The following is a 26,463-nucleotide window of genomic DNA, read 5'->3' as shown; positions in this document are numbered from 1 at the left end:
GCGTAAAAGTTCTCAGGGAATTGCTCCAAATGACATTGTATGAAGTAAATCGCCACTTTATACTGCGTAAAATTGGAAGCAAGTGTAAGCAATTCATGCTTTAGGGAAGCTGGTGAAAGTCCGGCACTGCCCCCGCAACGGTAACAATGTAAAGCATATTTTTTAAGTCGATACCGACTTACACCACTGCAGTAATGTGGGAAGGTGAATATGTCCATAAATTAAATATGGCGCTGAAGTCCGGAGACCTACTTGTTTCATCTATCTACCCGATCATTCACGTGGGGTGAATGTATGGAGCATGTTATGTCTAAGTCTTTTCAACCTACTCGTCTGGTAGGGGCTATCGCTATTGCGATGGGGTTTTCACCTGTTATTTTTGCTGAAGATACAACGAATGTAACTCAGCTTGATCCAATTGTAGTGACTGCTTCAAAAAGTGCTGAAAAAGCAAGTGAAGTTCCGGCGCGGATTTCAGTGATTGATGAAAAAACCATTGAGCAGAATCCATTACTAAACGTTTCAGATATTATCCAACGCGATCCTTCTGTTTATATAAAACAAAGCGGTGGTCTAGGTCAGATTTCTGAAATTTCACTTCGCGGCACTAAATCAGTTCATACATTAGTTCTTAAAGATGGCGCTCGTTTAAATAGTCAAAATGAGCTTGGTCCATTATATCCGGCATTTTTAGATACAACAGATGTTCAACAAATCGAAATTTTAAAAGGGCCGGCATCTGTTCAATATGGTAGTGATGCGATTGGTGGTGTCGTCCAGTTAATTTCTAAAAAACCAGAGAAAACAGGAGCTGAGCTAACTGGTATTTATGGTGAAAATAATACTTATAAGGCTATTGTTAATACCAATCTCGTGACTGACCAAGGGTTCTATGCACAAGTAGGTGGGCAACGCTTAGAAAGTGATGGAACACGTATTTTTGAAAGCCAGCCACAAAATGAAAAAGCTGGTTATGATCAAAAAGGCTATCACGCTAAAATAGGTTTCTTCCAAGAAAACTTAATAGATGCTTCTGCTTCAATTAGTGAAAATAAAGGCACTAACGTTTTTAGTAATGACTACATAACCAATACAGCACAACGTCAATTCGAAAATCGAGTTATTAACACTAAAGTTGCTTATAATATTTTGCCTGATCTCATCATTAATGCACACTATGCAAATGTTCAGGATAAACAAAATGTTCCTGCTTATGGCTCATATTACAATACTGAAAATAATGAGAGTGATTTAAACCTGAAATGGAAATTCACTCCAAACCAAAATATTTTAGTTGGTGCTACCTATAACGATGCAAATTATAAAAGTAATACCATTCTTAACTCAGATAAAAGTGTAAATAGCACAGGGTATTATTTACAGCATCAACTCAAAAATGATCTTTTTGACACCCAAGTCGGTGTTCGTTTAGAAGACAACCAACGCTTTGGTACTCATACTGTTGGGCAAGGTGCTATACGCTATCATTTCTTACCTAATGCTAGTGTATATGCAAATATCGGCAGTGCTTTCAGAGCTCCGACCTTAAATGAACTATATTCTCAATGGGGAGGCAATGAGAACTTAGCCCCAGAAGAAAGTACTTCTTATGAAATGGGTATGAACTACGATCTTACATCAAATGTGAGTACTAATTTTTCTGTTTATCATACAAAAATTAAAGATCTTATCGCCTACAATGCTGGCACTAATACAAATATAGCTAAAGCAAACTTTACAGGTGGTGAAGCTGGAATTAAGTGGCGTCAGGATGATCTATTCTTGTCCACTGAATATGCTTACGTAAAAACAGAAAATGAAAAAGATAATACAGAAATTGCCTACCGTCCTCGCCAGACTCTCACTATAAGCACAGGTTTAGAAAATGCAGTATATGGAATTAGTGCTTCATTAATTGCTAGAGCGAAATCTTATGCAGACTCAGCCAATTCTATGCGAGTACCTGGTTACGCAACTGTAGACTTAAATGCTTACTGGAATATTATTCCTAACGTGAAAGTATTTACCAATATTCAAAATGTAGGTGATGTTCAGTATCGTGAAGTATTAAATACTTATCCTTCAAATGACTGGTATGTTAATACAGGCCGTCAAGCTTCTGTTGGGGTCACTTTCCGTTATTAATTTCTCACGCCAACTATAAAAATATTTTCTTAACTCCAGTTTCGGGGTAATGTTCTGACCGACATTATCCCTTTTTTATGTTCAGGATATCCATCATGGGACACCGTTTAAGCAAAATCTATACACGCACAGGCGACTCAGGTACAACAGGTTTAGGCGATGGTTCTCGTGTTGCCAAGGATGATTTACGAATTACGGCACTTGGTGATGTTGATGAACTCAACGCCATTATTGGGGTACTTCGTGCTCAAATCACAGATAGCCAAGTAAATGATAAGGCTGATTGGGATAAAAGCTTAAGTCTGATTCAACATTGGCTTTTTGATTTAGGTGGAGAGGTTTGTATTCCAAACTACAATCTACTCCAGCCCGTTTGTATTGAATTCCTTGAAAAAGAAATTGACCGTATGAATGAAGACTTACCGATGCTTAAGGAGTTTATTCTACCGTCTGGTTCTTTATCTTGTAGTTATGCTCATCAAGCCCGTGCCGTTTGCCGCCGTGCAGAGCGATCACTCATGTCGGTGCAAACTCGTGATCAAAATATTCAAGCTACAGCACTCCAACTTTTAAACCGTCTATCTGACTGGTTATTTGTCGCATCGCGTGCTTTACAGCGTGCTGAAGGTGGACAAGAAGTGCTTTGGCAAAAAAATATTAATGAGATTATTTAAAAATAGATTAGATTAAAACATGGTCTCTACTCTTTTTAAAGAGACCATAGTTAAAATATTTCATAGAAGAAAATTATGCGCATTATTGGTCATCGTGGTGCACGCCGAGAAGCTCCTGAAAATACACTTGGTGGGTTTCAGCACATAAAAAATTTAGGTATTCGTGGTGTCGAATTCGATATTCGCCAGCTTCAAGACCAAGAGTTAGTTGTTATTCATGATGACAATTTTTTGCGTACAGCTGGAGTCGATCAAATTGTAGAGCAATCGACTTTGGCTCAAGCGTTGGCATTTGATCATCGTCAAAGCTGGCCCAATTGGCCGACTCCTGAACCAACGCCTACACTTACAACTGTTTTAAACTTACTTGATAATTTCGATCATATTGAAGTTGAAGTTAAAGCTGTAAGAGATATGGCATTGGCCGAAAAGCTCGTTCAAAAACTCGAGACGGAATTACATGGTTTTGAGAAAGTCGTAACCATCACAAGTTTTGATCTTCAAATTTTAACAGCCTTACGCGATATCAACTCTCAATTTAAACGCGGATTGTTAGTTGAACTTCCTGTTGGGGCAACGGCAATTGAACTCGCGCATCAATATGGTTGCGGTCATATTGGTTGGCATGATCAGTTGGCAACAGATGAAATGATCCAACTATCACATCAAGCTGGTTTGAACATTAGTGTGTGGACAGTCAATGATGTAGAAAGAGCAAAAAGGCTGCGTGATTTAGAGATTCAGGGCTTAATTACAGATATTCCAACTACGATGTTACAAGCCCTGTAAATATAAAAAAGGTGGTAAAAACCACCTTTTATTTCTTTTGTGCCTGAATGAGGCGCTGACCACTCTGATCAAGTAGATATAGCGTATTACCTACGAGTTGGAAGCGTTGGATACGTTGCAAAGCATCTACCAGCTCTGCTTCTTGAGCCAAAGCACCATCACAACTTGAATGACCTGCATTTACTTGCATATCAAGTTTTTGCTGGCTGAAATTAAAGGTGTAACGGCCAAAAACAGCATTACAGCCAGTATGTCCCGATACTGTTTTGACTGCTGAGTTCAGTGAAAGGGTTGGCCATTGGTTAAAAAATTTTGCCTTCTGACCACTGATCTGAGTGATCTGCCAATCAATATCTTGAATGCCATCTGGACTCACTCGCTTTTTTACAATAGGGGTTTGAGTCTGATGAACTGTTCTTTTTGTTTGAACTTTTTTCGTAGTATGTTCGGGTGCACTTTGACATGCGGCTAATACAAGACTGATTGTGACCAAGACACACTTCAATGATAATTTTCTTGAAATATCAATGCTGTTCTTTTTTTTCAATCGTTGTACGTTCATTAAACAACTTCTCCTGCTTGAAAAACTCTTTGACATAGTTTAATTCTGTTACGGTTCTTTCAATACATCTGTACAATAATGCTAGTGATTCTCACTAAGCACGTGCTAATATGAAGGATAGAATAGCAATATATCTTGATGATTGGTTTTGCTATGTCGTTTTGTCTTTGTACCTTGTTTCACAAGGATTCTAGGAGCGCTGCCGGATATGACTTCCGCCCCACTCAAAGCCCCAATTAACTGGACCGCTAGCATTACCTTAATTGGTTTACCAATTCTTGCCGCAATCATAATCCCGATTTATGCGTATTATTATGATTTTAGTGTAAGCGCATGGGTAAGCTTATTTTTTCTTTTAGCTCTAAGTAGTATGGGGATTACTGCTGGTTACCATCGCCTTTGGGCTCACCGAGCTTATGAAGCGTCGTTACCGCTTAAAATTCTTTTAATGATCGGTGGAACATTTGCCGTACAAAATAGTATTTTGTTCTGGGCATCTGGTCACCGTACTCACCATCGACATGTTGATGATGTTGATGAAGATCCGTATTCAATTGAGCGTGGTTTTTGGTATGCCCATATGGGTTGGATGATCCGCGATCATTCACCATCTGAGCCAGACTTTAAAAATGCACCAGACCTACTCAATGATAAATTGGTCATGTTCCAGCATAAATATTACGCACTACTTGTAGTCGCAGTTCATGTTGGTATTTTAGGTTTAATTGGTTGGGCAACAGGTGATCTATGGGGTGTAGTCCTCCTAGGTGGTCTCTTACGTTTAATCATTAGCCATCAAGTTACATTCTTTATTAACTCGCTTTGCCACATGTTTGGTAAACGTCCTTATACAGACGAAAACTCAGCACGTGATAATTTCTGGTTAGCTATTGCCACTTGGGGCGAGGGTTACCACAACTATCACCATATCTTCCAATACGACTATCGTAATGGTGTGAAATGGTGGCAATATGACCCAACAAAATGGTTGATCTGGTCATGTTCTAAAATTGGTTTAGCTAAAAATTTACGTCGTATTCCAAGCTTTAATATTAAAAAAGCAGAACTGGCGATGAAATTTAAATACGCTGAACAAGACCTCGCTATTTATGGTCATGATGTAAATGCAGACATTACTCAAATGAAGCAACGTATTGCACAAGAGTATGAAGCATTTACACACACATTAAATGATTGGGCAAAACTTAAAGAACAAGAGTTACAAGCGAAAAAAGCAGCAATGGCTGAAAAGATTCATAGAATGGATCATAAGCTTAAAGTTGATTTCCAATTGCTTGAACACCGTTTAAGTCATCACCGCGAATGCTTAGAAACACTGATGCGTAGTGTTAAAAAGAATACCAACGTGGTGTCAGACTAAAATAAATTCTGATCTAAAATAGCTCTTTCGGGAGCTATTTTTATGCCTGCTTTTTAACTGTGTTATAGTGAAATCTGCTCTCTCTATTTTGCTAAGCCTATGCAGTTTAATCCGCTCTACCCTTCACTTCCGTCTAAATTATTTCATGTTCAGCAACCATCACCTTTACGTGGTGCAAAAGCAGGACATTTTAACAGTGCTTTGGCTGATGAACTGCAATGGTCAGAAGACGATAAAAATGCATGGGTTGAGATCTGTAGTGGACAGCGTACATTCCCTGAATTTCCGTCTCTTGCGATGGTCTATGCTGGCCACCAATTCGGACAATGGGCAGGACAACTCGGCGATGGACGTGGCTTACTGATTGCGCAAATACTGAATACAAAGGGTCAAACCATTGACCTACATCTCAAAGGTGCAGGTCCTACGCCTTATTCAAGAATGGGAGATGGGCGAGCAGTATTACGTTCTGTGGTCCGTGAATATTTAGCAGGACATGCTCTAAATGCTTTAGGCGTCGCATCTAGTCATGCAGTCGGTTTTACAACCTCGACTCAAGGTGTACAGCGTGAAAAACTAGAGTTAGGCGCAATGCTACTTAGAACATCTGAATGTCATATTCGTTTAGGACACTTCGAATGGATTAATCAATATGCGCCTGAATTGCTGTCAGAATTCACTCAAAAATGTATTGAATGGCATTATCCAGAATGCTTAGAAACTGAAAATCCAATTTTATCCTTTGCAAAAAAGGTAGTTGAATGTACTGCAATTATGATTGCGAAATGGCAATTGGTTGGGTTTGCTCATGGCGTTATGAATACCGATAACTTAAATATTACAGGTTCAACACTCGATTTTGGTCCATATGGCTTTATGGAGCGTTTTCGCCCGAACTGGATCAACAACCATTCCGATTATCAAGGTCGTTATACTTACCAAAATCAACCAAGTATAGGCCATTGGAACTTATGGACGTGGCTAAACAACTTAATTCCTCTCGCTGAACCTGAACAAAAAGATAAGTTTAAAGAAGAGTTAGCACGTTGCTTAGAACAATTTGAACCAATCTTTTTAGAACACTATGGACAAGGTTTATGTCAAAAAATGGGACTTCCCCATTTCCACAAAGACAGCCTTGATTGTAGTTTTGCGTTTTTAAGAATCTTACAAACTGAACAACTCGATTACACTCAAAGTTTTATTCGTCTTCAAAATAAAGAATATAAAACTCTACGAGATGATTGCCTTGATATTCGACAGTTTGATGAGTTTCTTAGCCAATATCAAAGTATTCGTGAACATCAAGATACTGATGAACTTGATGCAAATATGCAAAAAGCAAATCCGATTTATATTTTACGGAATCACATGGCTCAGCGTGCTATTGAAGCAGCGGAAAGAGATGATTTTAGCGAAGTAGATCGTTTATTTAAGCTACTTAATCATCCATACACAAGACAACCAGAGCTTGAGCAACCACAAGATTTAGGGCCATTACCAAGTGATGTTCCAGATGTAGCAGTGAGCTGTTCATCTTAATATTAAAAAACTAAAACTCTCTTAAGTTAATTTGAGACACTTAAGAGAGTTCATTGAGTATAAAAAATAATATATGAAAATTAGACCCTTCATTATTTGCACAATTCTTATCATTCCACTGGGAATCGCTTTTTATAATTATGAAAAATATTTACCGACTTTTACGTCAAGCCATCAAGCCCTCTCAAATGAAGAGATCCAAGAAATAATCAAGACCAAGCCTGTTACCTCAATTGAAGTGTTTAAAAACCAACGCCTACTTCTGCTCAAGAGTAATCAGGACGTGATTCGGCAATATCCGATTCGTCTCGGCTTTAATCCCAAAGGACATAAACACTTTGAAAATGATGGTAGAACACCTGAAGGGATTTATTCTATAGATTGGCGAAACTCACAAAGTGCTTACTATAAATCTTTGCATATTTCCTATCCCGATGCGAAAGATATTGCTTATGCCAAGCAACATAATCAACCAACAGGAGGAGATATCATGATTCATGGATCTGTTCCGAAATCATTACTCTCGATGCCTTTTAGCTCGACTTATATGCCCCATAAGGATTGGACGTTAGGATGTATCGCGGTTAGAAATGTAGATATAGATGAAATTTGGCAATTAGTACCCAATCATACCAAGATTATAATTTATCCATAAAATCTTTAAAACTATCCACATTTTCTGTGGATAACATTGTGGTTATCCACAGAATAACTTTTATGAAGACTTACTCTTCAGGATATTCGAAGCGATAACCTACGCCATAAACTGCTTGAATCCACTCATGGCGGTTACCAGTTTCCGCTGCTTCACTAATTTTTCGTCGCAAATTTTTGATATGGCTGTCAATCACACGATCGGCAACATCGAAGCTATCTGGATTAATATGATCCAATAATTGTGCACGTGAATAAACTTGCCCCACATGCTCTAAAAATAGCTCAAGTAAGCGAAATTCGGTTGGTGTTAAACTCAATGATTTTTGTTGATACCAAATTCTTTGTTGTGCTTTATCAATTCGGAAAGAATCATTTTGCTCAGGCTCTGCCTTACGCTCTAAACGACGTAAAACAGCTTGTACACGGGCTACCAACTCTTTTGGACTAAATGGTTTACATACGTAATCATCAGCGCCCATGTTAAGACCTAATACTCGGTCAATTTCTTCGGTACGGGCAGTGACCATAATAATCGGTAAATCTGATTGTTCACGAACTTTACGGCAAATCGTTAAACCATCCATTCGTGGAACCATTAAGTCCAAAATCATCAAATTTGGTTTACGTTGCTGGAAGCTCGCATAAGCATCTTGACCATCATGAAACATACTTACTTCAAAACCGGCAGCTTCAAGATAATCACGCACCAAATGCGCTAATTCGACTTCATCTTCAACCAACATCACATGTTTCATGAGATATTTTTCCTTTTATATTTAACTCTGCTTTTTAAAAGTAAGTACACAACGTAAACCACCTAATGGTGAATGTTCAAAACTGAGTGTACCACCAAGCGCCTGCGCAATCTTACAAGACAAAGCTAAGCCCAGCCCTGTTCCACCTGTACTACGCGTACGCGAATCATCTACGCGATAGAAACGTTCACCTAAACGGGATAACTGCTCATCACTTAAACCATAAGGACTATCATCGACATATAACGTCCACTCTTGAGGAGTCTGACTTGTATGAATATGAATTTTGCCACCTGTTTCCGTGTAACGAATACTATTACTAATTAAATTAACAATAATCTGTTTAAACCGATCACGGTCTAATAATAGCGGAGAACTTGTTCCTTCAACTTGAATTTCAAGACCAGCCTGCTCAAGTTTTGGTTTAAAGTTTTCAACTTCTTGTAGTACCACTTCCCATGGATTAACAGAACTCAAATAACACTTAAGCTGCTGGGCATCTGCCTGTGCCAAGTCTGCAAGGTCTTGGGTCAATTTTTTCAGACTTGAAACCTGACGCATCATCGCATCTAAATGTTCTGGGGTTGCTTTTCGAATCCCGTCTTGCATCGCTTCAATTTGTGCTTGCAATACAGCCAAAGGCGTTTTTAATTCATGGGAAGTATCTGCCACCCATTGACGTCGCGACTCTTCATGCTGATGTAAAATTTCTGCTAAATGGTTCAATTGGGTTGATAAATCGCCCAACTCATCATTTCGTTTAATAACAACTTGATGTTGATAATTTCCTTTGGTTAATTCATTGGTTGCATTTAATAAACGCTGAATCGGCTTTTTAAAATAAGTCGCCATCAAAAGCGCTGCAACTAAACTTGAAAGTAAGGTTAAAGCATAAATTAAGAGTAAATAGCGCTTTTGATTACTAAAGAAATTAATACTCAAAGCATCTTCTTTATCTAAAACAGGTTTTAAACCTAAATATCCAACCACTTGATTGTTTAAGATAATCGGACGAAATGACATCTGATCTGAAGAAGGCGGTTCACCTACTACAAACTGGTGCTGCGCATCATATAAAGATAAACGCGAACTCAATCCTAAGCGGTCTGGTAAAGCGATAAAACGCTTCTTACCATTTTGCGTTTCAATATCTTTTAAGCTTCCCTTCTTTGATTTATTTTTATCATCACTTGGACGAAACTGGTTAGCACTTAAAGGGAAACGCAACCCTTCAAAGGGTTGATATTGTGAAGGTAGATTTTGCTCAAGCGTTCTTAACTCTTCCTCACTAAAAATACTATTTTTATTAGTTGGTGCAACTTGAGGTGAGATATTGATAAGGGCATGTTCATCGAAAGAATGCTGTTGTATGGCAATGTCATATTGACGACGAAGCCACCACTGAGAGAGACGATCATAGTCATCGGGAGCCGCGGTTCCTTCGATTTGTAAAATCTGTGCCTGAATTGCATTTCCCCAATCATGATAGACTGTATAGACGTCACCCAGATTGGTAATGAGGCGGTCTAGTTTCTGCATTTCAACGTCGGCTACATATTTGGCAAAGTTCTTTTGCATTGTCCAGTGCAAAACGCTCAAGCTTGCAGTCGCAATAAGCAATGTAGTGAGCAAGACTGTCAAAAATAACCGTAATGCAATGGGAACACGTAGAACGTTCAAAAGCACTCTCTCATTTTTACGCTATATTTTGCATTGTAACCAACAACGAAAAGAAAAACTCTCCATTGTTTCTACATCTTTATTATCTAATCTTTAAGCCATCAGTAAACACAACATTAAAGGGCTTTAAATATGAAAATGACGGCAAAAATTGCATTATTCAGTGCGGCAATTGTAACAATGGGAAGTTTAGCGGCGTGTCAATCGACAACTCAACCACCTAAACCAGAGCGTGGAATGATGCAAGATGGCCCACGTGAGGGTCATCACCGTATGAAGCACCGTGAGTTCACTCCAGAACAAAAAGCTGCATGGGAACAGCACCGCGCAGAACGTCAAGCTCGATTCGAACAAATCCAAAAAGCATGTGATGGTAAGGCCAATGGACAACCCGTAAGTGTTCAACTTGGCGATAAAACACTGGAAGGAACGTGTAACCTTCGTTTTGAACCAAAACGTCCTCAACCACCGGTTAATGCCCCTGTTCCTGCAGCTGTTCAAGCAAAATAATTCTAAAATTATGAAACAAAAAGGCTCCTATAGGCGCCTTTTTGTTTATACATAACTGTTTACGATTTTGACTATTTGTATCATATAAACATAACTAAAAGTATTTACACTCAAAGGGCTTACATAGTTTCAGCATTTTTTTCTTGACTTTGCAGTCACAAAGTAAAGGTCCTGAGGTGCTTGTACAGTTATGCAAGTTGTTGCACGATGTAATAGTCCAAGGTGCCTCATGGCACATTATCATAGATTAAGATTATAACTCTGGTTTCACCAGTATTGAGGAACCCGATATGCCACAATACAAAGCGCCCTTACGTGATATGCAATTCGTTTTGCATGAATTATTAAATGCTGAAGAACACTATGCAAAATTACCTGATTTCCAAGGTAACGTAAGCCGTGAATTGGTTGATCAATATTTAGAAGCGGCGGCGGACTTCTGTGAAAATGAGCTTTCTCCTCTAAACCAAGTTGGCGACCGCGAAGGTTGTACTTGGAATGATGGCGTAGTTACTACTCCAACAGGCTTTAAAGAAGCTTATCAAAAATATATTGAACTTGGCTTTCCGTCTTTATCAGCAGAAGAACAATACGGTGGTCAGGGCTTACCTAACTCTTTAGGTATCGCAATTTCTGAAATGGTAGGTAGCTCTAACTGGGCGTGGGGTATGTACCCTGGCCTGTCTCACGGAGCTGTCCGTACTTTAGAACATCACGGTTCTGATGAACAAAAAAATACTTACTTACCAAACCTTGTTTCAGGTGTTTGGACAGGTACGATGTGCTTAACTGAATCTCACGCAGGTTCAGATTTAGGTATTATCCGTACTAAAGCAGAACCAAATGCTGATGGTAGCTATGCAATCTCTGGCGAGAAAATCTTTATCTCTGCTGGTGAACATGACATGGCTGAGAACATCATCCATATCGTTCTTGCTCGCCTACCTGGTGCACCAAAAGGTACTAAAGGTATCTCATTATTCATCGTTCCTAAATTCAATGTAAATGCAGATGGATCTATTGGCGAACGTAATGCGGTACGTTGTGGTTCTATCGAACACAAAATGGGTATTCATGGTAACGCGACTTGTGTCATTAACTTTGACCAAGCGAAAGGTTACTTGATTGGACCTGAAAACCGTGGTTTGAACTGTATGTTCACCTTCATGAACACAGCGCGTATTGGTACTGCGGTTCAAGGTTTAGCAGCGTCTGAATCATCTTTCCAAGGTGCGTTGACTTACGCGAAAGAACGTTTAGCAATGCGTTCACTTTCTGGTCCTAAAGCTCCAGAAAAAGAAGCAGATCCTATTATCGTTCACCCTGCTGTTCGTAACATGCTTTTAACTCAAAAAGCGTTTGCTGAAGGCGGTCGTGCTCTTGTTTACTTACTTGCTCAATACGCAGATATCGTTGAAAAAGGCGAAACTGAAGAAGAGCGTAAGTTTGCTGACAACATCTTGTCTTTATTGACTCCAATTGCAAAAGCATTCTTAACTGAAACAGGTTCTGAATCTGCTAAGCACGGTGTACAAGTCTTCGGTGGTCATGGCTTTATTTCTGAGCATGGCATGGAGCAAATCGTACGTGATACACGTATTGCTTGCTTATACGAAGGTACAACTGAAATTCAAGCACTTGATTTGTTAGGTCGTAAAGTATTGCAAACTCAAGGTGCAATGCTACGTGACTTCACTAAGATCATCCATAAATTCGTAGAAGCAAACAAAGACAACGCTGCTATGAAAGAATTTGTTGAACCGCTTGCGGCGCTTAACAAAGAATGGGGCGATCTTACTATGCAAATCGGTATGCGTGCGATGCAAAACCCAGATGAAGTCGGTGCTGCTGCTGTAGATTACCTATACTTCGCAGGTTATATCACTTTAGCTTACCTATGGGCTCGTATGGCGCTTGTAGCACAAGAGAAATTGGCAGAAGGTACAACCGATGTTGACTTCTACAATGCAAAAGTAACTACTGCTCGTTTCTACTTCAAGAAAATCTTGCCACGTGTACGTTCTCACGTAGATGTGATCGCTGGTGGTCTAGATCCATTAATGTCATTAGACGCTGAACATTTCGCTTTCTAACCATAGTTAGTTGCGATATGCAATGTTAAAAAACAAAAAAGGACTGCTCAGTTTTGACGGTCCTTTTTTTATAAAATCAATGATAAATTTACACTTTAAATTCCATATCCATTTCGTTTTACAGGATATCTAGCACAGGCCAATGTGCACAAAAAAGGTGAACGATTATGCCAATTTACAATGCTCCTTTAGCTGATATGAAATTCATCTTAAATGATGTATTTAAAGCAGAACAATTTTGGCAGTCTAATGAGAAACTCGCTCATGTAGATGCTGCAACAGCTGAAGCAATTTTAGAAGAAATGGCTAAATTTGCTCAGAACGTGACTCATCCATTAAACCGTACTGGTGATGAAGAAGGTGCTCGCTATGAAAACGGCGAAGTATTCACACCAGCTGGTTTTAAAGATGCATTTCGTCAATATGCAGAAGGTGGTTGGATTGGCTTAGGTGCCGATGAGGAATGGGGCGGTCAAGGCATGCCAAAAATGCTCACCGTTCTTTCTGATGAAATGTTATTTGCGACTAACCCATCTTTCATGCTTTACCCGCTTCTTTCAGTAGGTGCTGGTATGGCTTTAAGCAGCTACGCATCTCAAGAACAAAAAGAAACTTATTTACCTAAGATTTATTCAGGTGAATGGTCAGGTACCATGTGCTTAACCGAGCCACATGCAGGTACTGACTTAGGGATTATCAAAACTAAAGCAGAACGTAATGAAGACGGTACTTATAACATTACAGGTACTAAAATTTTCATTACTGGCGGTGACAACGATTTAGCGGAAAACATCATTCACTTGGTACTTGCTAAAACTCCAGATGCCCCTGCTGGTTCACGTGGTATCTCGTTATTTATCGTACCGAAATACCTTGTAAATGAAGATGGTTCTTTAGGCGACCGTAACCATGTTGGTCCAGGTTCTATTGAACATAAAATGGGTATCAAGGCATCTGCAACTTGTGTGATGAACTTTGATGGAGCTAAAGGTTACCTCGTTGGTAAAGAAAACGAAGGCCTTGCTGCAATGTTCGTTATGATGAACTACGAACGTTTATCAATGGGTATTCAAGGTTTAGGTGCATCTGAATTTGCTTATCAAAATGCTGCTCAATACGCGACTGACCGTTTACAAGGTCGTAGTGCAGCTGGTGTTCAATCACCAAACAAACCTGCTGACAGCATTTTAGTGCATGGTGATGTACGTCGTATGTTGTTAAATGTACGTGCCAATAATGAAGCATCTCGTGCATTTGCTGTCTATGTAGGTCAACAACTCGATATTACTAAATTCTCAACTGATGCAGCAGCAGTGAAAAAAGCCAATGACCGCGTTGCGCTTTTAACTCCAATTGCAAAAGCTTACCTCACAGATACAGCATTCCAAGCAACTTTAGATGCTCAAATGGTATTTGGTGGTCACGGTTACATCCGTGAATGGGGTATGGAACAATGTATTCGTGACCTTCGTATTGCTCAAATCTACGAAGGAACCAACGGCGTTCAATCTCAAGATTTAATTGGTCGTAAAACCATTAAATGTGGCGGTGCATTCATTGCTGAATACATCACTGAAATTCGTGACTTTGCGAATGACCTAGACACTGACTTGAACTTCATTAAAGATGCAACTTTAGATGCTGCAACTGAAATTGAAGCAATCACTCAGTTTATTATTGAGCAAGCTGCTGAAAATGTAGAGTTCCCGAACTCAGCTGCGGTTGATTATTTACATGCGGTTGGTTTACTCAGCTTCTCATACATGTTTGCAAAAATTGCTGCCGCTGCTAAAGATAAGTCTGGTGATTTCTATCAGAACAAACTTGCTTTGGCTCAGTACTTTGTTGAACGTATCTTGCCGGATATTGATGCGCGTATTGCTAAAATCAAAGCTGGTTCTGACTTAATTATGGGCTTTAGTGAAGATTACTTTACAAATCAAGCTTAATTAAGTTCTTTATAAAAAACGCCTGAATAATCAGGCGTTTTTTTATTTCTAATCATAAAAGATAGATAACTTTTAAGTTTTTAATTTCTCGACTAAGAAGTCAGCAGTAATATTGACACTGGGTAAAAGCCCTCGTCTTGTCAGCATCAATAAACTTGTCGTTACGCTACCAGCAGACCAGTCTGGCAAAACATGAATTAAGCTACCCTCAGATAGTTCATTCATACAAAAAGTTTCAGGTAAAAGTGTAATACCCAATCCCCTTTTTGCAGCCCCCTTTAAGATCTCTGACTCATTTGCTACAAAGCGGATGTTTGGATGTACTATCTCTTTCTGACCATTTATATTTTGAAAATGCCATGGATTCATTTGCAATTCAGGCCATATACCTTCATGTTTAAGCAAATCTTCTGGTGTATGTATAGGAGCCGATTTCATTAAGTAGGTAGGCGCTGCAACAGCAATGATTTTATCATTTTTAAGCACACGTTGAATTAATCCAGAATCCGGCAATGGTTGAAAATGACTACGGATCACAATATCAAAGTTTTCACTCATAACATCAACGTAACGATCAGTTACCTCTACTTGTAATAACAGCTTAGGATAACGTTCTGCAAGTTCAGGCAAACAATCAGATAGAAGATACTGAGCAATGGGTACAGAAGCACTGAGCCTGACTACACCAGTTGGCTCTTGTTGTTGTATTAATAAATTTTCTTCTGCGTAACGAAACTCATCTACTGCATTTTTGGCATGTTGATAAAACAGTTTTCCTGATTCGCTTAAGACAAAACTACGTGAACTACGATGAATTAACGTTAAGCCCAGCTTATTTTCTAATATTGCAACACGCTTACTAATAGTTGATTTAGGTAAATTGAGCTGTTTAGCTGCGGCAGAAAATCCTTGATGCTCTACAGCAACAACAAAGAGATAAACATCATTCAAGTTGTGTCTAAGTAGCATTCTTCAATGTCCATATATGTAGACAACAAGTTTCATAATACCTGACTACTAGAAACTTTTCTGTCGACTTATGATGATTTTACATATCAAAAAAGAGTAATCATCATGTCAACTTTCACTTTATTTTATGGCGTCCCTTCTGGCTGCTCATTTGGTTCAATTGTTGCCTTGGAATGGTCAGGTTTACCTTATCAACTCTGTAGAATTGAGATGCCGACTCAGTGTAATACCGAGGAATACCGCCAAATTAATCCAGTCGGTGAAACACCTGCACTGCTCTACGATAATGGTAAAGTTTTAACGGAAAGCATGGTTATCTTGAACCATGTCATGGCAAAAAGCCTGAATGCGGCTTTTCATTATGAACAAGGAACAGAACAATTTAATCTCTTTAATCAGAAACTAGCTTTTTTGAATACGACTTTATTCAATGCATTTAGCCCACTCTGGTATAGCCTTGAACACTCGTCCTCAGAAAGTAATAAACAAGCATTACGTGAATATGGAGCAGCCCAAGTTAAAAGAGCATTTACAGCTTTAGAGAATAGCCTGATAAATCAAACTTGGTTAATGGGCGATCAATTGTCTTTTGTGGACGGATACTACGCAGGTATCGCACGATGGTTGAAATATCATAATGTTATTGATATTGATGAATTTCCAAACTGCAAACGTCTTTATGAACAATTACAAAATGAGGCGGCGGTTAAATTTGCACATGCAATTGAACAAGAACAATCCGTAAAGAGTATAGGCAACTTTTTAGGCCATATTGTATTTGAAGATGTCATTCAACAATATAAAAATTTGAAATAGTCTTTGTATTTATAGTGGATATCACCTTACTACCTGAGTTGAATTAAATCTTCATAAAAATGCCTGAATAATCAGGCGTTTTTTATTTTGTATTTACTATTTCCATTGGCACAAAATTTGTTTAATTTCTAAACATTACGAAGTGAACAAAAGATCTTATTATGCCTGATCCTAAAAAATACGAACGAATACTCGACCGTTTCGGACATTACGCCGTAGAAGCCTTTCATTATTTAGCCTTATTTATTATCGGGTGTATGGTGGCATGGTCGGCAGCCAATACGGTTTTTGAAATTCTGACCGTCAAAAAGTATGCTTCAATTGATGATATTTTATTATTATTTATTTACTTAGAGCTTGGAGCAATGGTTGGAATTTACTTTAAAACCAATCATATGCCTGTGCGTTTTCTTATTTATGTCGCGATTACGGCCTTAACCCGTCTACTCATTTCAGATATTCAACATGATCATAAAGCGGATATCGATCAAGTCATTATTACGGGCTCAATTTTGATTTTAGCTTTATCTATTTTAGTCGTTCGATTTGCTTCATGGCACTACCCATCAGTGATGAAAGAGAAACATGCAAAAACTTCTAATAATTTGAAAACCCCTCAACCGCAAGATGACGAGTTAGCATAGAAAAAGGCCTCACTATTGAGGCCTTTTTATTTTTACATTTAACGAACTCGGTAAATGTTGTGTCTTGAGTCTACTAATAAGTATTGGTTAGGGGTTTTAACCCAGTGGTATCCACGTGGTGGCGCATATAAACGGTGTGCTCTCCAGTCCGAAACATAATAGCGGCTATGGCGATATTGGGCAGGAATACGTTCACCACGTTTAAAAGCAACATAGTTACCATAATGCTTACCACGATCAGCATTTGACCAAACTGGCGCTCGGTGATCATTACGATAATCATGACGGCGGTCATCACGATGCTCATATCGATCATAGTTTTTACCATGGTCATTGTTCCAACGGTGTCCAGAATCGGCCATCGCGGTAGCTGATATACCTAACATTAATGTCGAAAGTACAAGAACGATTGGCTTTTTCATGGCCTATTTCCTTTTAATCTTGATATGAAGCTAGATTAAAAGAGACTCAAGGAGAAACCATGAATAAAACCGCTTTGATTGCTAAACTTTGTAATGACTATAAAGAAAATATGAAGAATCTGTATCTGTGCTACCATTAGCATTTTTCAAACTAGGTCAATTGCTGTGTCTGAAATCAGTTTTGAGCGTCTTCATCAATTTTTTTGCAAAGTTCCAAGTGTACAAGAAGCCCGTATTATGGCTCATGGAGCAGATGGCGAACATGCTTGGTGGTTTAAGTTCAGTATTGACGTAGAGCATGCACTTGCATGGCAAACAGTTCAAGAACTAGGTCATGTTTTAAACTATCTATCGACAAATGAACGCCTACCAACATTATTCTTCCCTGTTTCACCGCCACCTTACATGAATGGTGAAGCCAAAGATTTTTTATCATGGATTATTCAATGTAACCATCCTGAATTCTCTCCGGATGTGGTTTGCGATTGGCTTGAAGCCCGTTTGCCAAATCCTGTTGACGACGAGTCACAGTGGAAAATTAAGACGGATTTGAGTGAAATCGAAAAACTTGATGATAAAGCGTTGGATCAATTGATTCCGCCTGCACCTTAAATTATTTCAATGATGGGTAGGCTAAGTGATATAGAAATTAATATTTTCCAATATTCGCTTGTGCTAAATGTCATCCACAACCTGCCCGAAATTTATGAATATATTGTATTTGCAATAAAATCGGTTAAATGAAGATATTGAACAGGTTTTGTGGATGACAAATGCCTTTGGTTACTTTGGGCAAAACCAAAGTAACGAATGAGCTCTAGTTTTAGGGTGAGACTAAGTAAGACTCCGTCGTGAACATATAGCCTCAACGTTTATATAAAAAAATAGAATTAGAAAGTCGATAATCCTGACCATTCCATAAAACGATAAATCCAATACTTCACTTTAGACTCATCAGCATACTTCACGTAATCCACGCTCATCTGCCTATCTTTTAGGTTTGACCATGAGGTATTGAAGTAATCTTGAGCATCTTTAAAAACTTGATCTTGAACTTTGCCAATGACCAACATATCCGTTTCAAGATTGTAATTTTTTAAATTACGGGCCGTAAAGTTGGCGGATCCTACAATCAACTCAGCGTGTTGGGCATTATATTTCAAGATCATTTTGCTATGGTTCTGCTCACCATGGGTATCACACCAACGGATTGGAATACCAGCAGCATGTAACTCTGAAGCCACCTGACGGTTTGGAATACCATTCTTTTGCCGACCAAACGCATCTTTATTTGGGTCAAGTAAAACTCGGACAATAACGCCTCGTTCTTGAGCACTTTTTAGGGCTTTAATAATCTTGCGTTCAGATAAATAGAACATACTTAAATCAAGATGCTCTTTCGGCTTCGCTGAGTTAATTAATTTCAATACAGATTGATAAATTGCACCTTCAGTTAAAACTTGCACTTGAGGTTTGGTTATGTCTTTTTCAAAGTCACCTAAAATAAGCGATGGAGAGCTACTGCCTGACATTTGTGCAACTGCAGCTTCAGTTTGAAGAACATCAGCAGCTGTTGCCCCTGTTACAACCAACGCGACATTAGAGTGTCTAGAGCTGCCATTGTGTGGATTTGCTGAGGTCACTAATGACTTCCAACCAGCATCGGTATCAACGACAACAGTTTTACGGTGATTTGCCTTAAAGTTAAATAAGTTTAGATAGCTGCGCAGTGTAATTTTTTCATCACCGAATGGATTCGGTAACCAGCCCTTTTCAGGGTTATTGCCAATATTTTGACAGCAGATGTACCAGAACCCAGACCAAAACGGGTTAGAAGCACGCAAAGGGGCTAAATTCGTTTCAATCACATCAACACCTGCTTGACGTAACTGACGGTAGTGTTCAGGGCTGATACCACCGTATACCGAGTTAATCGGGTCGGTAATCATAACGATCTGAATTTGGCGGTTCTGTCTTTTCTTACTTACTAATGCATCGGTTAGCTCTTGCATTAATGGTCTTTGCTTGAGTTTTGAGTCACCTACTTCAGAATTAAACAAGAACATATCCACCACAATCGTGGTTTTTGCCTCATCAATCATTTTCAAGATTTCATCAAAGATGTGCTGATCAACCTGCTGTTGCCCTTTTGCATCAAGATAAGTTTTGTCTGCTAAAAATTTAACATCGGCATGTCTAAGCTTGCCACTAAAGTTAATCCCTTGTGGTAATGGTTTTACTGTGTGGTAAATCGCCGATGCAACATATGCAATAGCAACAACGCAAAGTAATACCGCCATATAACGACGCCCTGACCAATTTATTTTTTGATGAATTCGTTGAAAAATACGCATAAAAAAGACCTAACTTGATGGTTTCAAATTAGGTCTTTTGGATTGATTTTTCAAGTTTAGTTTCGTGTTAAAGCCTTAGAAACTAAAATCAACACCTACAGTAAAATTACGTCCAACTTGTGGAATATTTGATAAGAATGAAGCATGTTGATAAACCGTGTCATCTAACAAGTTATTTGCTTTCATATAAACACGGTAATCAGTTTTTGCACCATATTGTCCAGAGTATGCTACGCCAAGATTAAGCATGTTGTAGCCTTCAGTTTCGGTCTCGTAAGCTGCAATCTTATCTTGGTTAAAGACATGATAGTACTCGGCAGAACCACTAAAGCCATCGCCAAAGTCTGCATCAACTTTAGTACCTAAACGTCCCGCTGGAATACGTGGAGCATTACCCTCTGCATCAATTTTACCGCGTACATAGTCACCAAAAGCACTGATCTTGTACATTGGGGTAATTTGATAACCAATTTCACCCTCGGCACCATAGAAACGAGCTTTATCTTGAGTGTATTGAACTAAACGGAAGTCTTTATAACGGTCAAGGGTTTGTGCATAGATGTAGTCATCAAACCAGTTATGGTACACATGAAGATGATAATCAAGTTTGTCATTATCAAAATGCAAACCTAACTCAACATTATTCGATTTTTCCTTACTGAGTTGATCATTTCCTAACTCATAAGTATTCGTCGCAAAATGTCCACCATTTGCATATAACTCTTGAGCTAAAGGCAAACGCTCTTGATGTGAAGCGACAAAAGAAAGTTTATAGTTCGGTGCAAACTCCCAATTCGCAGCACCTGCGTAAGAGAATGCCGAACCATCAAAATCCTGTTTAGAGTTGTCGTCTACATCAATTTCTTGCTGATCTGCACGGGCAGAAAGCTCAAAATGTACGTCTTTCCATTGTTTATGTTCTAAAGCAAATAAACTCCACTTTTTGGTAGTGGTCGGGGCCATAAATGCTTCTTCGCCAGTTAAATCTAATTTCTGTTGACCTAACTGTGCACCAATTACCCCTTCCCAACTTGCAATCGGGTTATGCACCAACTCAATACGTCCATCATAACCTTTGTTTTGGAATCGGGTTGCAATTGCTCCCTCTTCAATTTCATCATGCTGATAGTCAGTATAGCTCGCTTGCGCACGTAACTTTTGGAAGCCTGCAAATGGATCATTTAACTCGGTTTTAAAATCGTAACGCTCAGATTTTAAATCAATCCATGGGCCACCATGTTCATGTTCTTCATGCTCATGATCGTGAGCTTCTTCACCCTCTTCATGTTCATGGTCTCCACAATGCAAATGCGGTCTTCCACCTAGATGAGCGCTACAACTTTCGTACTCATGGCTATGCCCCGGTAAGCCATACTGGTCTCTGCGGTTGCTATAAGAAATACCCGTATAACCACGGTCATAAATCCAAGACAAACCAACATTAACCGAGTCACCCTGCGCAAAAGTATTGTCTACACGGCGCTCTTTTTCACCTTCATGAATATAATTGGGAGCAATATAATTATTCGCATCACGAGTTAACCCCTCAACACGTAAAGCAACTTGGCTGCCTAGGCCAACAGTTACGCCAGCGCTCGCCAGTTTTTCATCACTTCCAGTGTTGTAACGTAAGCCAACTTGTCCTTCATAACCATTTTCAGGCATTTGCGTAGGGATCTTGTTATCAATGACGTTAACTAAACCACCGACGGTCCCCGCACCAAACAGTAAAGTTGAAGGGCCGCGAATTACTTCGACTTGTTTTGCAAGCACAGGATCTACAGTGACAGCGTGGTCAGGAGACAAGGTCGATACATCAATATTTTCTGATGAATTTTGAAGTACTTTAACGCGTGGTCCATCTTGTCCACGGATGACCGGGCGACTCGAACCAGCCCCAAACTGATTCGCGTAAATTCCGACTTCACTACTGAGTGCATCCCCAATGGTAGCAGCGCCTTGCGACAGATGCTTTTGATCAACAACAGTATCTGCCACAGCAAAATCTTGTGAAGTTTGCTCAAGTGGGTGAGCCTTAATTCGAATAGTTTCTAGCTTTTCAACATTTTCACTTTCTGCTGCAAACGAAGGTACGGATATGACAGCTAAAATGGATAAGGTCAAAATATTTTTATAGAACAACATGAGGTGATTCTCTGATCGCTACGCCTTTTGTTTTGTTATATTATAACATTTCAGTCTTTTTGCAATAAAAAACATTTCCAATCGGCTGATTCGTTAGACTGGGCAATTAAATGATGTGAGTAATCTCTGTTTTATAATGCCTTTTACAATCTCTCATGCCGTTATAGCGCCTCCTCTTTCAAAGCTTAGCCGAAACACTTTACCAGTTGCAGCTCTAGCAATTGGAAGTATGACACCCGATCTTTACCGCTTATTTACAATGCAATCAGGTATGTTGACACATCAATGGAAAGGCCTGATTTATCCTAACCTTACCTTAGGCCTTATTTTTTGTGCTATTTGGTACTTTCTATATCGACCTGTAATCTACCGTTTTTTCGGCATTCAGCATGATCTTGACCTCAACTCTTTAAAACGTATTTTTTTATTTTTGGTTGGAACATTACTCGCACTTATTTTAGGAATTGCAACACATTTAATCTGGGATGGTCTAACACACTCAGACTTTCGGACCTTTGTATTTAAAGATGTATTAGCAACAAATATTCATCTTTTAGGGCACCCATATCCCTTACATCGTCTTTTACAGTTAGGCTCCTCTGCTCTTGCCTTACCTTTTATTGTTTGGATGTGTGTTCACTATTATCAGCGCTATAAACAACACTGGAAAGTAAGTAAAAAAATTAAATTTTTTGCATGGTTTCTTTTGATTTTATCTACAGTGTTAGGCCTATTTTCTTTTTGGGATTATGCCCGCTACATTCCTCATGAAGTTTGGCATGCCGATACGTATTATTTTACGGGCCGCTCTATTAATGAATTTATGCAAGGTTGGTTAAGTACCTTTAGCTTAGGATGCTTACTATTCTTGGTTTTAGATCGACAACAAAGAATGGGATGAATAATTAAAATCGCTGCCAAATTGCTCATTTTCAGGTTAATTTCTGCGGTTTTTTGATCTAGTTCTTGTGACAAACCATCCAACAAGGCATAATCGAAAACTTACTTTTTTGACGGTGCGCGGTTTACGCATCCGTCCTTTCAGCCAATATAGTTTGGATAATCTTCATCATGATGCGAACTCATTACTGTGGCTCTTTAACTGAAGCCCAAATCGACCAGACCGTTACACTATGCGGTTGGGTACATCGTCGCCGTGACCATGGCGGTGTTATTTTCCTTGATATGCGTGACCGTGATGGTCTCGTTCAAGTGGTTATTGACCCAGATACTCCAGAAGCATTTGCAACAGCAGATAAAGCACGTTCTGAATATGTATTAAAAATTACAGGTCGTGTTCGTCGCCGTTATGAAGGTACTGAAAACCAAAATATGGTGAGTGGTCAAATCGAAGTTTTAGGCAAAGAAATCGAAGTTCTTGCTGCTTCTGAAACTCCGCCATTCCCATTAAATGATGACACCATCAACGTGTCAGAAGAACACCGTTTAAAATATCGTTTCTTGGACATCCGTCGTCCAGAAATGTTAGATCGCTTACGTTTCCGTTCTAAAGTAACTAACTTGATCCGTAATTATTTAGACGATCACGGTTTCTTAGACGTTGAAACTCCGATTTTAACTCGTGCAACTCCTGAAGGTGCACGTGACTATTTAGTACCAAGTCGTGTACAAAATGGTAGCTTCTACGCACTTCCACAATCACCGCAATTGTTTAAACAATTATTGATGGTTGGTGGTATTGATCGTTACTACCAAATCGCGAAATGTTTCCGTGATGAAGACTTACGTGCTGACCGTCAGCCAGAATTCACTCAAATCGACATTGAAACATCGTTCTTAAACGACGATGAAATCATGGATTTGATGGAAGGCATGACTGTTAAATTATTTAACGACTTGCTTGGCGTAAAATTTGAAAAATTCCGCCGTATGCCATATAGCGAAGCAATGCGTGACTATGCATCTGACAAACCAGATTTGCGTATTCCGTTGAAACTCGTTGACGTTGCAGACTTAATGCAAGAAGTAGAATTCAAAGTATTCGCTGGTCCTGCAAAAGATCCTAAAGGTCGTATTGTTGCTTTACGTGTTCCTGGTGCAGCTTCATTGCCACGTAGTGCAATTGATGAATACACCAAATTCGTTGGCATCTATGGTGCTAAAGGTTTAGCGTACATTAAAGTTAATGAACTCGCTAAAGGAATTGAAGGTCTTCAATCTCCAATCGTGAAATTCATTGAACCGATTGTACTTGAGCTGTTGGAACGTGTTAGCGCACAAGATGGCGATATCGTATTCTTCGGTGCTGATAAAGCTAAAGTTGTAAATGACGCAATGGGTGCGCTTCGTGTCAAGATTGGTCACGACTTGAACCTTTCAACTTGTGAGTGGGCTCCACTTTGGGTTGTTGACTTCCCAATGTTTGAAGAAACTGACGATGGTAAATGGACTTCTGTTCACCACCCATTCACGTTACCTAAATCTAGCGTAGAAGACGTGAAGAGCAATCCAGGTGAAGCACTTTCTGTTGCTTACGACATGGTATTGAACGGTACTGAAGTTGGTGGTGGTTCACTTCGTATTTACACATTAGAAATGCAAAAAGCGATTTTTGAAGCGCTTGGTATTTCTGATGAAGAAGCAGAAGAGAAATTCAGCTTCTTACTTAACGCGCTTCGTTATGGTGCTCCTCCACACGGTGGTTTGGCATTTGGTCTTGACCGTTTAGTTATGCTTATGACTGGCGCGACTTCAATTCGTGACGTTATTGCATTCCCGAAAACTAAGACTGCTGAATGTCCACTTACTCAAGCACCTGCCCCTGTTGAAGCAAACCAGCTTCGTGACTTGGGTATCCGCTTACGTGAAAAGCCAAAAGCTGAAGAATCTAAATAATTTTTTAGATCTTCAAATTAAAAAACCCTGCTTATGCAGGGTTTTTTATTGAGAAAAATTTAATGAGACATTTCTTTTTCAAAACTTGAAAGCGTATTAAATTTTTGTTCAAAAATTTGAATAACTTCTGTTTTTAGTTTTTCAAAATCGACCACTTGTTCATCGTCATTTAGACAAATTTGTGGAAGCCGTTCATTTTTAATAATTTGATTAATTTCGGGGAGGTTTTGCAGTCTTAAATTAAAATTTTGGCCGCGCTCAAATATATTTACAGGATAAAAACGGGTTGAACATAACTGCCATAACCTAAACAAATATTGGTTAACATCTAAAGGCTGTCTAAAACGATGACTTGATACTTCTTTTAAATAAGTCTCTTCAGTTTGCCAAACTTCTTCAAACACTGATTTCAAAAATGGTTGAGGCAAATGAGTACTATAAAAGCTCGAAAATTTTCGGTTATATAAACTTAAAAAATTCCCCCAATTATTACTCATAGAGTAGCGATGATTAAAAAGTGCATAGGGATTGTTATGAAATAATTTCCGCTTATCAAAATACTTATTAATGATTGCGACATCAGTCAATGCAACTGCGCCTAAAAAGTTCTCTTCTCCCACAACCATTAAAGGCTGTAGCTGAATACCATCACAAGGTAAACCATTTTTAAAAAAGAACTCTGGCTCTAAAGGGCTATTAATAAAGGTGTCATCATTAAAATAAACAAAGTGTTCTGCTAAGCCTTCTATTTTATGAATATTGATTTCAATGGCATGTGAGTTAAAGGTCGGTAAACAGACTGGTTCTATAATTTGATCATGGGTAACTAGATTTAACTTGGGGTGATTCTTGACTAAAAATTCTGGGAAATGACCACAGGTCACAAGATGAATTTTTCTAACCCAAGGACAAAATTTTTCAACAGATCTAAACCAAAAATGAAGATTATTCCAATCGCGATAGCGACATTGGTCAGCGAGTTCATCGATCTTAGTTTTAGTTTCTTTGGATTTATAATATAGATATTGTTGCTGCCATTTCGTATCGGTTGAGTCCACCCAAATCATTACAAAATCTATAGGCTGCATCAAACATATATCCAAATAAATTCAGCAATTTACTAGATAAAATTCGATAAAAATCGGATACCAAGTTTATTAATGTTAATAAAACTTCATAATTTATCCATAATTTTACTTTTTCTACAGAATTTGCTTAATTAAGACTCTATTGAGATGGTAGTAGGCAAATGGCATAATACCCCCACTCTTTCTTTTCTCCCTTGGTAATTCATTATGGCAATGCGTCCTGACGTTCGTCGACATGCTTTAGTCGTGATTGTATTCTCTCTCGCACAATGGTTTTTCATGCGCTATATTCTTGCAAATGAATTATTTAACATGACTACAAATCAACGAATTTTATTTTTCTGTGTAAGTAGCTTGGTTGGTGCATTGCTTATATTTGTTGCATTGATTTATATGGTTTTAAAAGGAAATGCGGATAAAAATTAATATCCG

Annotated in this window: 23 protein-coding genes and 1 riboswitch; of the genes, 15 read left to right on the top strand and 8 right to left on the bottom strand. The window is 38.8% G+C overall.

Going from position 1 to position 26,463, the window contains the following annotated elements; translation table 11 throughout:
• Positions 1 to 63: 63 nt before the first annotated feature.
• Positions 64 to 271, top strand: a riboswitch (cobalamin riboswitch).
• 23 nt (positions 272 to 294) lie between these two features.
• From RMB06_RS09140 to RMB06_RS09130, 3 genes are all read left to right on the top strand, one after another.
• The gene (locus RMB06_RS09140) at positions 295 to 2,145 is read left to right on the top strand and encodes a TonB-dependent receptor domain-containing protein (RefSeq protein WP_311079148.1); all 1,851 of its coding nucleotides are present in this window, start codon (positions 295 to 297) and stop codon (positions 2,143 to 2,145) included.
• Between the two features lie 95 nt (positions 2,146 to 2,240).
• A complete protein-coding gene (locus RMB06_RS09135) occupies positions 2,241 to 2,819 on the top strand; it encodes a cob(I)yrinic acid a,c-diamide adenosyltransferase (protein WP_032056707.1) in 579 nt (192 codons plus the stop codon).
• 75 nt (positions 2,820 to 2,894) lie between these two features.
• On the top strand, positions 2,895 to 3,608 hold the full coding sequence (locus tag RMB06_RS09130) for a glycerophosphodiester phosphodiesterase (RefSeq protein ID WP_311079145.1): 714 nt from the start codon (positions 2,895 to 2,897) through the stop codon (positions 3,606 to 3,608).
• A gap of 28 nt (positions 3,609 to 3,636) precedes the next feature.
• Here the strand turns inward: RMB06_RS09130 and RMB06_RS09125 are convergent, their stop codons facing one another.
• Positions 3,637 to 4,170: an META domain-containing protein gene (locus RMB06_RS09125; protein ID WP_311079144.1), complete on the bottom strand. Its 534-nt coding sequence runs from the start codon at positions 4,168 to 4,170 to the stop codon at positions 3,637 to 3,639.
• Between the two features lie 208 nt (positions 4,171 to 4,378).
• Here RMB06_RS09125 and RMB06_RS09120 point away from each other — a divergent pair, with 208 nt between their 5' ends.
• The 3 genes from RMB06_RS09120 to RMB06_RS09110 all read left to right on the top strand — a co-directional run bounded on the left by RMB06_RS09120 (position 4,379) and on the right by RMB06_RS09110 (position 7,748).
• Complete coding sequence (locus RMB06_RS09120; RefSeq protein ID WP_002116208.1) at positions 4,379 to 5,551, top strand: acyl-CoA desaturase; 1,173 nt, start codon at positions 4,379 to 4,381, stop codon at positions 5,549 to 5,551.
• A gap of 99 nt (positions 5,552 to 5,650) precedes the next feature.
• Positions 5,651 to 7,093, top strand: coding sequence for a YdiU family protein (locus RMB06_RS09115; RefSeq protein WP_017385626.1), 1,443 nt, complete (start codon positions 5,651 to 5,653; stop codon positions 7,091 to 7,093).
• Positions 7,094 to 7,166: 73 nt separating this feature from the next.
• Positions 7,167 to 7,748 carry a L,D-transpeptidase family protein gene (locus RMB06_RS09110; RefSeq protein WP_311079142.1) on the top strand — a complete coding sequence of 194 codons (582 nt, stop codon included), beginning with the start codon at positions 7,167 to 7,169 and terminating at the stop codon, positions 7,746 to 7,748.
• Positions 7,749 to 7,818: 70 nt separating this feature from the next.
• Here the strand turns inward: RMB06_RS09110 and RMB06_RS09105 are convergent, their stop codons facing one another.
• Together RMB06_RS09105 and baeS are read right to left on the bottom strand one after the other, a co-directional pair.
• The gene (locus tag RMB06_RS09105) at positions 7,819 to 8,505 is read right to left on the bottom strand and encodes a response regulator (protein ID WP_002116101.1); all 687 of its coding nucleotides are present in this window, start codon (positions 8,503 to 8,505) and stop codon (positions 7,819 to 7,821) included.
• A gap of 21 nt (positions 8,506 to 8,526) precedes the next feature.
• A complete protein-coding gene (gene baeS / locus RMB06_RS09100; RefSeq protein WP_104079964.1) occupies positions 8,527 to 10,185 on the bottom strand; it encodes a sensor histidine kinase efflux regulator BaeS in 1,659 nt (552 codons plus the stop codon).
• Positions 10,186 to 10,317: 132 nt separating this feature from the next.
• Between baeS and RMB06_RS09095 the strand changes: the two genes are divergently transcribed.
• From RMB06_RS09095 to RMB06_RS09085, 3 genes are all read left to right on the top strand, one after another.
• On the top strand, positions 10,318 to 10,695 hold the full coding sequence (locus RMB06_RS09095) for a hypothetical protein (RefSeq protein WP_311079140.1): 378 nt from the start codon (positions 10,318 to 10,320) through the stop codon (positions 10,693 to 10,695).
• 290 nt (positions 10,696 to 10,985) lie between these two features.
• Positions 10,986 to 12,788 (top strand): acyl-CoA dehydrogenase C-terminal domain-containing protein, encoded by a 1,803-nt coding sequence (locus tag RMB06_RS09090; protein WP_311079138.1) that lies wholly within the window; start codon positions 10,986 to 10,988, stop codon positions 12,786 to 12,788.
• A gap of 167 nt (positions 12,789 to 12,955) precedes the next feature.
• Positions 12,956 to 14,737: an acyl-CoA dehydrogenase C-terminal domain-containing protein gene (locus tag RMB06_RS09085; protein ID WP_002116088.1), complete on the top strand. Its 1,782-nt coding sequence runs from the start codon at positions 12,956 to 12,958 to the stop codon at positions 14,735 to 14,737.
• Between the two features lie 72 nt (positions 14,738 to 14,809).
• Here RMB06_RS09085 and RMB06_RS09080 read toward each other — a convergent pair whose 3' ends face one another.
• Complete coding sequence (locus RMB06_RS09080; protein ID WP_311079216.1) at positions 14,810 to 15,688, bottom strand: LysR substrate-binding domain-containing protein; 879 nt, start codon at positions 15,686 to 15,688, stop codon at positions 14,810 to 14,812.
• 123 nt (positions 15,689 to 15,811) lie between these two features.
• On the opposite strand from RMB06_RS09080, the gene RMB06_RS09075 reads away from it, so the two are divergent.
• Both RMB06_RS09075 and RMB06_RS09070 read left to right on the top strand, forming a co-directional pair.
• Entirely contained in the window at positions 15,812 to 16,522 is a 711-nt protein-coding gene (locus RMB06_RS09075; RefSeq protein WP_311079137.1) for a glutathione S-transferase family protein, read from the top strand.
• A 161-nt stretch (positions 16,523 to 16,683) separates the two neighbouring features.
• On the top strand, positions 16,684 to 17,166 hold the full coding sequence (locus RMB06_RS09070; protein WP_002116490.1) for a phosphate-starvation-inducible protein PsiE: 483 nt from the start codon (positions 16,684 to 16,686) through the stop codon (positions 17,164 to 17,166).
• 38 nt (positions 17,167 to 17,204) lie between these two features.
• Here RMB06_RS09070 and RMB06_RS09065 read toward each other — a convergent pair whose 3' ends face one another.
• Positions 17,205 to 17,588, bottom strand: a complete 384-nt coding sequence (locus RMB06_RS09065) for an RcnB family protein (RefSeq protein WP_005064209.1) — start codon at positions 17,586 to 17,588, stop codon at positions 17,205 to 17,207.
• 165 nt (positions 17,589 to 17,753) lie between these two features.
• Here RMB06_RS09065 and RMB06_RS09060 point away from each other — a divergent pair, with 165 nt between their 5' ends.
• Positions 17,754 to 18,200 (top strand): hypothetical protein, encoded by a 447-nt coding sequence (locus RMB06_RS09060; RefSeq protein ID WP_002116392.1) that lies wholly within the window; start codon positions 17,754 to 17,756, stop codon positions 18,198 to 18,200.
• Between the two features lie 278 nt (positions 18,201 to 18,478).
• Here the strand turns inward: RMB06_RS09060 and RMB06_RS09055 are convergent, their stop codons facing one another.
• Together RMB06_RS09055 and znuD are read right to left on the bottom strand one after the other, a co-directional pair.
• Entirely contained in the window at positions 18,479 to 19,942 is a 1,464-nt protein-coding gene (locus RMB06_RS09055; RefSeq protein ID WP_311079136.1) for a phospholipase D family protein, read from the bottom strand.
• A gap of 75 nt (positions 19,943 to 20,017) precedes the next feature.
• Positions 20,018 to 22,087, bottom strand: a complete 2,070-nt coding sequence (gene znuD, locus RMB06_RS09050) for a zinc piracy TonB-dependent receptor ZnuD (RefSeq protein WP_311079134.1) — start codon at positions 22,085 to 22,087, stop codon at positions 20,018 to 20,020.
• A gap of 136 nt (positions 22,088 to 22,223) precedes the next feature.
• Between znuD and RMB06_RS09045 the strand changes: the two genes are divergently transcribed.
• Together RMB06_RS09045 and aspS are read left to right on the top strand one after the other, a co-directional pair.
• Positions 22,224 to 22,988, top strand: coding sequence for a DUF4184 family protein (locus RMB06_RS09045; RefSeq protein ID WP_068528965.1), 765 nt, complete (start codon positions 22,224 to 22,226; stop codon positions 22,986 to 22,988).
• Positions 22,989 to 23,158: 170 nt separating this feature from the next.
• Positions 23,159 to 24,943, top strand: a complete 1,785-nt coding sequence (aspS, locus tag RMB06_RS09040) for an aspartate--tRNA ligase (protein ID WP_216967758.1) — start codon at positions 23,159 to 23,161, stop codon at positions 24,941 to 24,943.
• 59 nt (positions 24,944 to 25,002) lie between these two features.
• On the opposite strand, the gene RMB06_RS09035 is transcribed toward aspS, so the two are convergent.
• Positions 25,003 to 26,031, bottom strand: a complete 1,029-nt coding sequence (locus RMB06_RS09035) for a stealth conserved region 3 domain-containing protein (protein ID WP_311079131.1) — start codon at positions 26,029 to 26,031, stop codon at positions 25,003 to 25,005.
• Between the two features lie 207 nt (positions 26,032 to 26,238).
• Between RMB06_RS09035 and RMB06_RS09030 the strand changes: the two genes are divergently transcribed.
• Entirely contained in the window at positions 26,239 to 26,457 is a 219-nt protein-coding gene (locus RMB06_RS09030; protein ID WP_014207632.1) for a hypothetical protein, read from the top strand.
• The last annotated feature ends 6 nt before the right edge of the window (positions 26,458 to 26,463 follow it).

Origin of the sequence: Acinetobacter sp. V104_13 (genome assembly GCF_031798995.1) — a bacterium.
Classification (GTDB): domain Bacteria; phylum Pseudomonadota; class Gammaproteobacteria; order Pseudomonadales; family Moraxellaceae; genus Acinetobacter; species Acinetobacter pittii.
The sequence above is the reverse complement of the archived record's forward strand: the minus strand, read 5'-3'. Positions and strand labels throughout refer to the sequence as shown.